Annotated in this window: 12 protein-coding genes; 4 read left to right on the top strand and 8 right to left on the bottom strand. The window is 70.9% G+C overall.

Translation table 11 applies throughout. From position 1 onward, the window contains the following. Positions 1–149 precede the first annotated feature (149 nt). The gene (locus AB0N03_RS05515; protein WP_364365834.1) at positions 150–905 is read right to left on the bottom strand and encodes an alpha/beta fold hydrolase; all 756 of its coding nucleotides are present in this window, start codon (positions 903–905) and stop codon (positions 150–152) included. A 58-nt stretch (positions 906–963) separates the two neighbouring features. On the opposite strand from AB0N03_RS05515, the gene AB0N03_RS05510 reads away from it, so the two are divergent. After that, entirely contained in the window at positions 964–4,089 is a 3,126-nt protein-coding gene (locus tag AB0N03_RS05510; protein WP_364365831.1) for a GH92 family glycosyl hydrolase, read from the top strand. Beyond that, complete coding sequence (locus AB0N03_RS05505; RefSeq protein ID WP_364365828.1) at positions 4,086–6,170, top strand: FUSC family protein; 2,085 nt, start codon at positions 4,086–4,088, stop codon at positions 6,168–6,170. Before AB0N03_RS05510 ends, AB0N03_RS05505 begins: the two co-directional genes overlap by 4 nt. 72 nt (positions 6,171–6,242) lie before the next feature. Here the strand turns inward: AB0N03_RS05505 and AB0N03_RS05500 are convergent, their stop codons facing one another. From AB0N03_RS05500 to AB0N03_RS05485, 4 genes are all read right to left on the bottom strand, one after another. After that, positions 6,243–6,872, bottom strand: coding sequence for a DUF4360 domain-containing protein (locus tag AB0N03_RS05500; protein ID WP_364365825.1), 630 nt, complete (start codon positions 6,870–6,872; stop codon positions 6,243–6,245). Positions 6,873–7,114: 242 nt separating this feature from the next. Beyond that, the gene (locus tag AB0N03_RS05495) at positions 7,115–7,969 is read right to left on the bottom strand and encodes a TIGR03560 family F420-dependent LLM class oxidoreductase (protein ID WP_364365822.1); all 855 of its coding nucleotides are present in this window, start codon (positions 7,967–7,969) and stop codon (positions 7,115–7,117) included. Positions 7,970–7,971: 2 nt separating this feature from the next. After that, the gene (locus tag AB0N03_RS05490) at positions 7,972–8,337 is read right to left on the bottom strand and encodes a VOC family protein (protein ID WP_364365819.1); all 366 of its coding nucleotides are present in this window, start codon (positions 8,335–8,337) and stop codon (positions 7,972–7,974) included. After that, positions 8,334–8,738, bottom strand: a complete 405-nt coding sequence (locus AB0N03_RS05485; protein WP_364365816.1) for a nuclear transport factor 2 family protein — start codon at positions 8,736–8,738, stop codon at positions 8,334–8,336. Before AB0N03_RS05485 ends, AB0N03_RS05490 begins: the two co-directional genes overlap by 4 nt. 98 nt (positions 8,739–8,836) lie before the next feature. Between AB0N03_RS05485 and AB0N03_RS05480 the strand changes: the two genes are divergently transcribed. Together AB0N03_RS05480 and AB0N03_RS05475 are read left to right on the top strand one after the other, a co-directional pair. Beyond that, positions 8,837–9,268 (top strand): MarR family winged helix-turn-helix transcriptional regulator, encoded by a 432-nt coding sequence (locus tag AB0N03_RS05480; protein ID WP_364365814.1) that lies wholly within the window; start codon positions 8,837–8,839, stop codon positions 9,266–9,268. Positions 9,269–9,427: 159 nt separating this feature from the next. Continuing rightward, positions 9,428–10,408, top strand: coding sequence for a malate dehydrogenase (locus AB0N03_RS05475; protein ID WP_364365811.1), 981 nt, complete (start codon positions 9,428–9,430; stop codon positions 10,406–10,408). Between the two features lie 58 nt (positions 10,409–10,466). Here the strand turns inward: AB0N03_RS05475 and AB0N03_RS05470 are convergent, their stop codons facing one another. Genes AB0N03_RS05470 through AB0N03_RS05460 form a run of 3 tightly spaced genes read right to left on the bottom strand, consistent with a single transcriptional unit; the run spans position 10,467 to position 11,859 of the window. Further along, positions 10,467–11,048 carry a dihydrofolate reductase family protein gene (locus AB0N03_RS05470; RefSeq protein WP_364365808.1) on the bottom strand — a complete coding sequence of 194 codons (582 nt, stop codon included), beginning with the start codon at positions 11,046–11,048 and terminating at the stop codon, positions 10,467–10,469. After that, the gene (locus AB0N03_RS05465; RefSeq protein WP_364365805.1) at positions 11,045–11,515 is read right to left on the bottom strand and encodes an SRPBCC domain-containing protein; all 471 of its coding nucleotides are present in this window, start codon (positions 11,513–11,515) and stop codon (positions 11,045–11,047) included. The genes AB0N03_RS05470 and AB0N03_RS05465 overlap by 4 nt, the downstream gene beginning before the upstream one ends. 2 nt (positions 11,516–11,517) lie before the next feature. Beyond that, complete coding sequence (locus AB0N03_RS05460; RefSeq protein WP_364366288.1) at positions 11,518–11,859, bottom strand: metalloregulator ArsR/SmtB family transcription factor; 342 nt, start codon at positions 11,857–11,859, stop codon at positions 11,518–11,520. Positions 11,860–11,956 lie beyond the last annotated feature (97 nt).

The following is an 11,956-nucleotide window of genomic DNA, read 5'->3' as shown; positions in this document are numbered from 1 at the left end:
CTCCTTACCGGCTCTTATGGCCGGCAAGGAGGCCTTCACGGCGTTCGGGGCCGGGCGGCAGTGTCGCGAATGACCCATTCGGGACGTCAGAGGTCTCCAATGAGTCATTCGCGACCTGGGCGGTCGGCTGGGTCTGGCGACCCGTCCGGTCAGAGGCGGCGGAGTCTCGCCAGTGTCGTGCACAGCGCCGGGGCGAAGGCGTCCACGTCGGACTCGAAGCCGTGGTGGCCGCCCGGGAACCGGGCGTACCGGCACGCCAGGTGCTCCGCCTGGATCCGCGCCGACTGCTCCAGGCACGTGTCGCGGCTGGTCTCGCCCGCCGCCGTGACCACCGGGATCCCGGTGCGGCGGACGGCGTCGAGGTCCGGGGTGTGCAGCACCACCGCCGGGAACTCCCGCGCCAGGAACAGCGCCGCGGCCGCCGGATCCGGGAAGTCCGTCGAGCTCAGCCCGGCCAGCGCCAGCGCCGCGCCGAGGCCCTCGCTCTCGTGCGTGGCGCGGACCCGGCGGGCGATCGCCAGCCACTTCGGCGCGTCCGGCAGGAGCGTGATCGCCGGGGCTTCGTGGACCACCAGCTCGGTCACCACGTCGGGAACCTGCGCGGCGAGCTCGAACGCGACCGAGCCGCCCGCGCCCTGGCCGAACACCGCCGCCCGCGGACGGGCCGGGCGGGCGGCGCGGATGACCGCGGCCGCGTCGCGGGCCTGCTGGCCCATGTCGAAGTCGGTGCCCGGGCCGCGCCGGTCGTAGGTGAGCACCGCGTAGGTGCCGGCGAGCCGCTGCGCGAGCCCGGAGTACCGCGCGCTGTGGCCGCCGCGGCCGGCGATCAGCAGCAGGAGCGGCCCGTCGCCCCGCAGCTCGTAACGCAGCTCGGCACCCTCGTGCCGGACGGTGTGCGTGCTCACCGGCCACCTCCCCCCGCGTCGAGCACACGCTACGCCGTTCGGCCGATACGGTGGGCGCATGCCCGACGCCGTGTTCTTCTCGTCGTTCGAAACCGGTGACCCGCAGCCGGCGGACCCCGCCCTGACGGTCGACAGCGGCCCGGGCCGCTCCCCCACGGCCAAGACCGGCGTCGGCTTCACCGGGGCCAGGGCCCTGCGCTACACGGCCCGCCCGCGCAGCGTCCTGTTCGAACTCGACGCGCCCGTCACCGGGGCCACCGAGCTGTCCTATGTGGTCTTCCCGCAAGCCGACGGCGAGATCCCCGCCTACCACGCCACCTGGGTCAGCCTCGACGTCGAGTTCGCCGACGGCACCACGGCCGGGCTGGACCCGATCGACGACAAGACGCTCTGGGTGGACCAGTGGAACCTCGTCCGCCGCCCGCTCGGGGCGTTCGCCGGCCGCCGGATCAGCCGGATCGTGCTACTGACCGCGTCTCCGGAGGGCGAGATCACCGGCTGGATCGACGACGTCCGCGTCGCCGATCGCCCCGAGCCGCCCCGGGACCCGGTCGACTTCGTCCGCACGACCCGCGGCACGCACTCCAGCGGCGACTACTCCCGCGGCAACAACTTCCCCGCGACGGCGGTGCCGCACGGGTTCAACTTCTGGACCCCGGTCACCGACGCCGGCGTCACCAATTGGATCTACTCCTACCACCGCCACAACAACGCCGAGAACCGCCCGGCGCTGCAGGCCCTCGCCTTGAGCCACCAGCCGAGCCCGTGGATGGGCGACCGGCACACCTTCCACGTCATGCCCGGCACGGGCCCGGTCGAGCGCGACCGCCGCAAGCGCGCGCTGGCCTTCTCCCACGACGACGAGACCGACTCGCCGCACCACTACGGCGTCCGGTTCGCCAACGGCATGACCGCCGACCTCGCGCCGACGTCCCACGCCGCGATCATGCGGTTCACCTTTCCCGACAAGCACGGCTGGCTGCTGTTCGACAACGCCGCCAACCGCGGCCGTCTCCGCCTGAACGCCGACACCGGCGTGATCAGCGGGTACACGCGGGTCCGCAGCCGCCTTTCGGCCGGCGCGCGACGCATGTTCGTCTACGGCGTCACCGACGCTCCGGCCACCCGCGGCGCCAAGGTCCGGTTCCCGCCGTGGCGGCGCGTCTCGGGCTACTTCGAGTTCGACGGTCCCGAAGCGACGCTGCGGATCGCGACGTCGCTGATCAGCCTCGCGCAGGCCAAGCGCAACCTCGAGCTGGAGATCCCGGCCGGGACGACGTTCGAGCAGGTCCGCGACCAGGCGCGGGAGCACTGGCAGGAGCAGCTGGGCCGGGTCGAGGTCGAAGGCGCCACCGAGGACCAGCGCACCACGCTCTACTCGAACCTGTACCGGTTGTTCCTGTACCCGAACGTCGCGCACGAGAACACCCCGAAGGGCATCCGGCACGCGAGCCCCGTGGTGCGCCGGCGGTGGCCGAGCACCCGCCGGCGGACCGGCGCGAAAGTCATCGACGGCGAGCTGTACGTCAACAACGGCTTCTGGGACACCTACCGCACCACCTGGCCCGCCTACGCGCTGCTCAGCCCGGCGCACTGCGGCCGGATGGTCGACGGGTTCGTCCAGCAGTACCGCGAAGGCGGCTGGATCTCCCGCTGGTCCTCCCCCGGCTACGCGGACCTGATGACCGGCACCAGCTCCGACGTCGCCTTCGCCGACGCCTACCTCAAGGGCGTCCGGAACTTCGACGTCGAGGCCGCCTACGACGCGGCGCTGAAGAACGCCACCGTCACCCCGCCGCACCGCTCGGTCGGCCGCAAGGGTCTCGACCGGTCGATCTTCCTCGGCTACACCCCGACGTCGGTCCACGAAGGACTGTCCTGGGCGCTCGAAGGCTGCATCAACGACTTCGGCCTCGCCAACCTCTCCGCGGAGCTTTCACGTGAAAGCTCCGGCCGGCGCGCCCGGATGTACGCGGACTACGCCGCCTACTTCCGCGAGCGCGCGAAGCACTACGTCCACCACTTCGACCCGAAGATCGGCTTCTTCCAGGGCCGCAACCGCGACGGCAGCCGCAAGTTCGCCCCCGAGGGCTACGACCCGGCCGCGTGGGGCGGCGACTTCGTCGAGACCAACGCGTGGAACACCGCCTTCACCGCACCCCACGACGGTCCCGGCCTCGCGGCCCTGCACGGCGGCAACGCCGGCCTCGAAGCCAAGCTCGACGAGTTCTTCGCGACCCCGGAGACCGGCCGGCGCCCCGGCGCGTACGGCGGCCTGATCCACGAGATGACCGAAGCCCGCGACGTCCGCATGGGCCAGTACGGCCACTCCAACCAGCCCTCGCACCACATCCCGTACATCTACAACTACGCCGGCGCGTCCGCGAAAGCCCAGCGCGTCGTGCGCGAAGTCCTCCGGCGCCTCTACCTCGGCAGCGAACTGGGGCAGGGCTACCCCGGCGACGAGGACAACGGCGAGATGTCCGCGTGGTGGCTGTTCAGCGCGCTCGGCTTCTACCCCCTGGCCGTCGGGAGCCCGCGTTACGCGCTCGGCTCGCCGCTGTTCGAGAAGGCGACCGTGCACCTGGGCGAAGGCAAGACGCTCGTCGTCCGCGCGCCCGGCAACACCGACGAGACCGTCTACGTCCGCGGCCTCACCGTCGACGGCGAACCGCACGACGCGACGACCATCGCCCACGCCACCCTCGCCGGCGGCGCCGAGCTGGTCTTCGACCTCGCGGGCGAACCCACCGGCTGGGGCGCCCCGCCGCCGCCCGCCGAACAGCCCGACCCGATCTCCGACCTCATCGGCACCGCCACCAGCGAGGACGCCAAGAGCCTCGACGCGCTCTTCGACGACACCACCCGCACCCAGGTCACCTTCCGCGGCGCCACGCCGGCGATCGAGTTCACCGTCACCGGCGAACCCCGCGAAGTCACGATGTACACGCTCACCTCCGGCACCCGCGGCGGCGACCCCAGCGCTTGGGTCCTTGAAGGCTCCGACGACGGCGCAGACTGGACCACCTTGGACGAACGCCAGGACGAGCTGTTCCGCTGGCGCCGCCAGACCCGTCCCTTCGCCCTCGCCGCCCCGGCCGCCCACCCGCACTACCGGCTGCGGATCACCGCCACCCGCGGCCGCCGCGCCACCCTCGCCCAGTGGGAGCTGCTCGCCCGATGAACCACTTCCGCACCGCCGCGCTCGACCGGCTGGCGGCGGCCGACCCCGGCCTGGTCCGGCTGCGGCTGGCCGGGTCCGCGGTCCTCGGCATCGTCCTCGCCGTGGCCGCGCTGCTGCCCGCGCACGTCCCGCTCACCGTGATGCTCGTCGGCGCCATTGCCGCGATGATGACGGCCTTCACCGTCAACGACCCGACGCCCGGCGGACAAGCCGTGACGCTCGTGTTGGCGTTCCTCGCCGGAACCGCGTCCATCACGGTCGCGAGCCTCGGGTCGGCGCTGCCGCCGATGGACAGCATCGTGTTCGTCCTGCTGATCTTCGTCGCCGTCTACGCCCAGCGCTTCGGCGCCCGCGGCACCGCGCTCGGCTCGATCGGCTTCTTCCTGTTCTTCTTCCCGATGTTCCTGCAGGCCCACCTCGCGCAGGTCCCGCAGCTGCTGATGGCCCTCGGCGTCGGCGTGCTCGCCAACGCCGTCGTCCGCTTCGTCCTGCTGCGGCACAATCCCGAAGCCGAGTTCCTCCGGGTCCGCCGCGCCTTCCGCGCCCGCCTCGCCGCCGTCGTCCGCGCCGCCGAGGCCCACCTCGCTGTGGGCGGCAGCGAACGTACCCGCAAGCAGCTGCGCAGCGCGCTCGCCCGGCTCCACGAATGCGTCCTGCTCATCGAGGACACCGCCCCCGACGTCGTCGACGCCCGCGCCGCCGACCGCCTGCGCCGCCGCGCCATCGAGGTCGAGCTCGCCCTCGAGTGGCTGGTCAGCACCGTGCAGCGCACCTGCTCCGACGAGCTCACCACCGAAGTCCGCGACGACCTGATCGCCCGGCTCGCCCGCTTCCGCGCCCTCATGGAACGCGACCCGCGCGAGCTTCCGCTGATCAGCCAGACCGGCGAGTACAGCCGCATGCTCGTCGAAGGCAGCCGGATCGACTCTCGCGCCGCCCCCGGCGACGGCGTCCGCAAAGCCCTCGCCGAGCTGGCGCTGGCCGACGACCGCGCCCAGCGCGCCGCCGCTCCCGAGTCCACAGTGGACCCGCTCGACGATGACGACGACGAGCCCACTCCGGCGTTCGCCTACGACAACCGCACCCGCAGCGCCATCCAGGCCGTCGTCGGCGGCGGCCTGGCCGTGCTCGGCGGGGAGCTCGTCTCCCACCAGCGCTGGTACTGGGCCGTCCTGACGGTCTTCGTCGTGTTCATCGGCGCCTCCAGCGCCGGCGCCACGTTCGTCAAGGGCGTCCGCCGCCTCGGCGGCACCCTCATCGGCATCGTCGGCGGCGTCCTGCTCGCTTCCCTGGTCGCCGGCAGCACCCCGGCCACGCTCGCGCTGATCCTGGTGTGCGTCTTCGGGATGGTCTACACCGCCCGCGTCTCCCAGGTCGTGATGGCGTTCTTCATCACCAGCATGCTCGGCCTGCTCTACAGCCTGCTCGGCACGTTCAGCCTCGAAGTCCTCTGGATCCGCGTCGCCGAAACCGCGGTCGGGGCCGCCGCGGGCATCCTCGCCGCCGTCGTCATCGTCCCCGTCCGCACCCGCGCGGTCATGCTCGACGACATCTCCGCCGTGCTCGACGAGCTGGCGGACTTCCTCGAGCACACCCGCGACCTGCTCGCCGGCGAGGAGAACGTCAACATCATCGAGCTCTCCCGCGACCTCGACCGCGCCGTCGAACAGGTCCGCACCACCATCGAACCGCTGACCCACCCGGTCAACCTGCGCAGCGCCCGCCGCGACTACGGCTGGCACGTGCTCACCACGCTGGAGACCATCGCCTTCCGCGCCCGCCACGTCGCCGCCCGCGCCCAGCCCGGGATGCTCGCCGGACCCGACACCGATCGCCTGCGCCAGTTCACCGGCCGGCTGCTGGCCAACATCGACGTCCTGCGCAAAGCACTCGACGCGCCGGGTGGCCCCACACCCGGCACGCTCGTGCGCGACGACGGCACCCCGGTGTCCGACCGCGTCGAGCAGGCCGAAACCCGGGCCGTCCTCTCCAGCCTCAGCCACCTCGACGAGGGCCTCGTCTCCCTCGGTCGCGTCTTCGACGTCCAGGCCACCGATCCCCGCGCCCCCGCGAAGAAGTGACCGCCGGGGCGGCGCGGGTGCCAAGCCGCGCCGCCCCGGGTCCCACGGTGCTCCGTTTTCCTGATGCTGCGGTCAGGGACAGGACAACCACGCGAAGTGGTACGTGGTCGTGATGCTGCCGTCGGTCGAGTCCATCGTGACGTAGCTGGTCGTCTTCTTCGGATCCGACGTCCCGGCCGCGGCCCGCAATTCCGTGTTGACGTTCAGATTGCGTTCCTCACCGCACGGCTTGAACACGATCGCACCGACTTCCGTCGAATCGGTGAAATGCCAGTCGTCCTCGAACGGCCCCGCCAGCGGATGCTGCATGTAGGCCGTCGGAGAATTGCCCTGGAAATAGTAGTTCGCTCTTTCCAGACCGGTCGCACCCCGTTCCAGATGGGCGAATCCGCGGTAGTCCGCCTGCGCGATTCCGTAGGTGAACCCCTGCGGCACGTGCACCCGCAGGCCGATCTGGCAGTTCTTCCGGGCGTCCAGCGGACCGGCACCGACCCCGACCAACGCCGTGTAGACGCTGTAGGTCACGGTGAACGCCGTGTTGTCCTGCGACACCGCCACCGCGGACGTGCCGGCCGGGCAGCCCGTGCCATTGGCGTTCACGACGTCGATGACGATTTTGTCGGGCGGCGGAGGAGTGTTCCACGAATGCGGGGCGACCACAGAGGACAGCGCCATTACGGCAGCAACGACCGCAGACAGCATCGGATTCCTTCCCAATACATTCGAATTGGGTACGGGGGCGCCGACCATGGTAGCGAATGGATCATGGTCCGAAACCCCGCTGAACGGAGCAACACCCAGTAGCTGTCCCACCACGCGGTATACCGATATTTTCGAGCCGTCATTCTCGTGAACACGAAGAAAAACGACCGGAAAACGATTTCGCGCCCCCGGACCGCCGCCCGCCGTCCGCGATCACCCCGCGACGTCCGGGCTTGATCGTTTCACTCCGCCAGCAGACCCGCGACCCGCCCCAGCGTCGCGACCCCCGACGGCGACCACGGCCCGGCCGTGATCACGACCGCGTGCTCGATCCCCCACTCCGCGAACTCCGCGCACCGCCGCGCGAACGACTCCGCGGACTCGCCCGGAGACAGCCGCGTGCTGATCGTCTTCTCGACCTCCCCGTACGGCCGCCCCACCTCCTCGCAATGACGCGCGAGCACCGACAGCTTGTGACGCACGGTCTTCCCGCCGTCCGGGATGTCGAACACGTTGCACGCGTCGGCGTACCGCGCGACCAGCCGCAGCGTCTTGCGCTCACCGGCCCCGCCGATCAGCACCTTCGGCCGGCGCACCGGCAGCGGAATCCCGATCGGACGGTCCAGGCGGTAGTGCTCACCCTCGAACGCCGAGTCGTCCCCGGCCCACATCCGCAGCGCCAGCCGGATGGTCTCCTCCATCCGCTCGAAGCGCTCGCCCACCGGCGGGAACGGCAGGCCCATCGCCCGCGCCTCGCCGTCGTGGTGCCCGGTGCCGATCCCGAACCGGGCCCGCCCGCCGGAGAGGACGTCGAGCGTCGTGACCGCCTTGATCAGCAGCGCGGGCGGCCGGAACGTCACCGCCGAGACCATCGTGCCCAGCCCGATCCGGCCGGTGCGCGCGGCCAGGAACCCCAGCGTCGTGTACGCCTCGAGCATGGCCGAATCCGGTGTGCTGTGCGGGTCGGCCTGCAGCAGGTGGTCGGCCACCCACAGCGTGTCCAGCCCGGCGTCGTCGGCCGCGACGGCGACGCCCGCGAGCTCGTCGGTCGCCTTGTCCGGCCACGAGAAGTCCGTGACCCCGATGCTCAACCGCATGACTACCCCCTCGTGAGCAGTTCCAGGTTGTGGCCGTCGGGGTCGGAGAAGTAGACCCCGCGGCCGCCGTTCAGGTCGCTGACCTCGCCCGCTCGCTCGTGGAACGGGTCGGCCCAGTAGGTGATGCCGGCCCGCTCGATCCGCGCCATCGCGGCGTCGAAGTCGTCCTCGCCGACCAGGAACGCGTAGTGCTGGCTCGTCACGCGGTCCACCCGCAGGTAGTCGAGCGTGACGCCGTTCGCGAGCCGGATGGGCACGAACGGCCCGGTGACCGGCTCGGTCCGCAGGCCGAGGATCCCGGCGAGGAACTCCGCCGACTTCTCCCGGTCGGTCACGCACACGATCGTGTGGTTCAGTTCGACGCTCATCGCGCGGCCCCTCCCGGTGCGAACGGCGGCGGGCCGCCGATCGGGCTCAGGTGGATGCCGGCCAGCTGCCAGCGGTCGTCGTCGCGGACCAGCACGTGCGTGGCGCGGAACCGGCCGTTCACCGGGCGCCCCTGGTGCTTCGCGACCTGGGCGTGCACCCCGATCGCGATGGCGGTCGCCCCGAAGTCGCGGACCTCGACCTCGTCCCAGTCCAGCTTCTCGGTGACCAGCGCGCCGCCGCTGTAGCGCGCCAGCCACTGGGCGCGGTCCAGGACGAAGCCGAGCGGGCCGACCAGCCGGAAGCCGTCGGCGGCCAGGCCTTCCAGGGTCTCGGTGTCCCCGCGCTCTTCCGCCGCGGCCCAGACCCGGCCGAACTCGCGGACCTGCTCTTCGGTGCTCATCGCACTTCCCCTTCCGGTTCGATGCGAGCAACGTTAGATGTCTAACCGTTCGATGTCAAACGCTTAGACCCCTCGGCTTCTGCGGTAGAGTTCACCCCGTGCCAGCACCCACCACCACCCCCATCGGGGTCGTCCTCGCCCGCACCGCCAAGACCGCCGGCCGCGCCTTCGACCAGGCCCTCGCCGCCGCCGGCGGCTCCCAGCCCGTCTGGCAGATCCTCATCTCCCTCAAAACCCGCCCCGTCGCCAACCAGCGCGAACTCGCCGACGCCGTCGGCATCCAAGGAGCCACCCTCACCCACCACCTCAACGGCATGGAAAGCGCCGGCCTCGTCACCCGCCGCCGCGACCCCGCCAACCGGCGCGTCCACCTCGTCACCCTCACCCCCGAAGGCGAACAGCTCTTCCTCCGCCTCGCCTCCGCCGCCATCGCCCACGACGAACGCATGCGAAAAGGCCTGTCCGACACCGAGATCACGCAGCTCGCCGACCTCCTGCACCGGCTCGCCGGCAACGTCACCGGTACCTGATCGAGCTGCGCCAACCAGGGCTTCGCCCCGGGCCGGGGGCTTCGCCACCCGGACCCCCGAAAGCGATCCGTGAGAGTGACTGGACGCACCCGACCGGCAACCACGAGGAGGGATAGGCTCCATGCACTAGCCAAAGTCGTCTCAAGCTGGAGTACCGCAATGACCCAAGCCCCTGTCAACGTGACCGTCACCGGCGCCGCCGGCCAGATCGGCTACGCGCTGCTCTTCCGCATCGCGTCCGGTCAGCTGCTCGGGCAGGACGTCCCGGTGAAGCTGCGGCTCCTCGAGATCCCGCAGGCGGTCAAGGCGGCCGAGGGCACCGCCATGGAGCTCGACGACGGCGCGTTCCCCCTCCTCGCCGGCACCGACATCTTCGACGACCCCAAGCAGGCCTTCGAAGGCACCAACATCGCCCTCCTCGTCGGCGCCCGCCCCCGCAGCAAGGGCATGGAGCGCGGCGACCTCCTCGAGGCCAACGGCGGCATCTTCAAGCCACAGGGCGAAGCCATCAACGCCGGCGCCGCCGACGACATCAAGGTCCTCGTGGTCGGCAACCCGGCCAACACCAACGCCCTCATCGCCCGCTCGCACGCCCCCGACGTGCCCGCCGACCGCTTCACCGCGATGACCCGCCTCGACCACAACCGCGCGCTCGCCCAGCTCTCCAAGAAGCTCGGCGTCCCGGTCACCGAGCTCAAGAAGCTCGCCATCTGGGGCAACCACTCCGCCACCCAGTACCCCTCGGTCCAGCACGCCGAGGTCGGCGGCAAGAGCGTCGAGGTCGACCAGGCCTGGCTCGAGAGCGACTTCATCCCGACCGTCGCCAAGCGCGGCGCCGCCATCATCGAGGCCCGCGGTCTCTCCTCCGCCGCCTCGGCCGCCTCCGCCGCCATCGACCACGTCTACACCTGGGTCAACGGCACCCCGGCCGGCGACTGGACCTCCGCCGGCGTCGTCTCCGACGGCTCCTACGGCGTCGCCGAGGGCATCATCTCGTCCTTCCCGGTCACCGCGAAGAACGGCAAGTACGAGATCGTCCAGGGCCTCGAGATCGACGACTTCTCCCGCGCCCGCATCGACGCCTCGGTCGCCGAGCTCGTCGAGGAGCGCGACACCGTGCAGAAGCTCGGCCTCATCTGAGCCCGACCCACGCACGATCGGGGCCACCGTCCATACCGGACGGTGGCCCCTTTTCTCGTCAGCTGGTCTTCAGCGGCCCGGCGACCTTGTACGTGCTGAGCAGCACCCCGGACGGCGTCGGCGTCGTGCCGGCGAACTCGAACGTCTGCCCCGGCGTCCCCTCCGCGAAGAGCCGCTTGCCCGTACCCACCAGCACCGGGTAGACGACCAGCACGACCTCGTCCGCGAGCCCGTGCTCCAGCAGCGCCGACGTCAGCGTGGAACTGCCCGTCAGGACCAGCCCCGGCCCGTCCTCCGCCTTGATCCGCCGGACACCCTCGACGAGATCCGGCCCGACCCCCTCGGCCGGCCCCCAGCCCAGATCGTCCGGACGATGGGTCACGACGTACTTCTTCGCCGCGTTGAGGCGGTCCGCCATCGGCATGCCCGACACCGTCGGCCAGAACCCCGCGAAGATGTCGTACGTGCGCCGGCCCAGCAGCAGGTCGAACCGCTCACCGTGCGCGGACAGCATCATCTCCGCGCCCGCCGGGGTCCGGTACGCCCCGGTCCAGTCGCTGTACGGGAACCCGTCCCCATCGGCGGAGTTCTGGATCACACCGTCGAGCGACACGTGTTCGATGATCTTGAGAGTTCTCATCCGGCCAGCACCTCGTCCAGTTGGGGCATCGCGGCGCGAAGGCCCTGTTCCATGCCCGGGATCGTCTGTTCCATGGCTTCAATGCTCGAAAACCGGGTGACGCTGATCATCCGCGACCCCGTCGGCGTCGCCTCGAAGGCGAACGTCATCGACATCGGCAGATCCCCGTCCTCGGCGTTGTCCTCACCGTCGTCCGCCTCGAACGAGTCGATCGGGTTCACCGCCGTGAACTTCCAGGCGCCACTCCACTTCTCCCCGTCCGGACCGGTCAGGAAGTACTCCGCGCGACCACCGGCCCGGAAGTCGTGGTGCGTGAACGTCGCGGGCGCGAACGGCGGCCCCCAGAAGCGCTCCAGCTGCCGCGGATCAGCCCACGCATCCCACAGCCTTCGTTGCGGAACCGGGAAATCGGCCACCAACGTCAAGGTGAGCGCTTCCGGATCCTTGGTCACCGAGGTGACGGGCATCGTCAATCTTCTTTCGGTAGCAGGACATCATCGAGCTGCGCCACGCGCCGGCGCCAGAGGGATTCGAGGGAGTCGAGGAGCTCACCGGCCCGCCGCAGCCGCGCACGGTTGGCCGAGACCAGCTGCTCGCGGCCGTTCGCGCGCTTCTGGACCAGACCCGCCCGCTCGAGCACGGCGACGTGCTTCTGTACGGCGGCGAAGCTCATCTCGTAATGCGCGGCGAGCTCGGACACCGACGGCGTTTCCGCGACCGACCGCTTCAAGATGTCGCGACGCGTGCCGTCGGCCAAGGCGCGGAAGAGCTGGTTGAGCGACTCCTCACTCTCTTCTTGAAGTACAACCATGTGGTTGTACATTAGCCGTCGCCGATCACCCTGACAAGACCCGAGCCCGCTCCGCTCCCAGCGAACACCCCACGCCCACAGCGAAACCGGCGCCGGA

Source organism: Amycolatopsis sp. NPDC051061 (genome assembly GCF_040682935.1).
Classification (GTDB): Bacteria; Actinomycetota; Actinomycetes; order Mycobacteriales; family Pseudonocardiaceae; genus Amycolatopsis.
The sequence above is the reverse complement of the archived record's forward strand: the minus strand, read 5'-3'. Positions and strand labels throughout refer to the sequence as shown.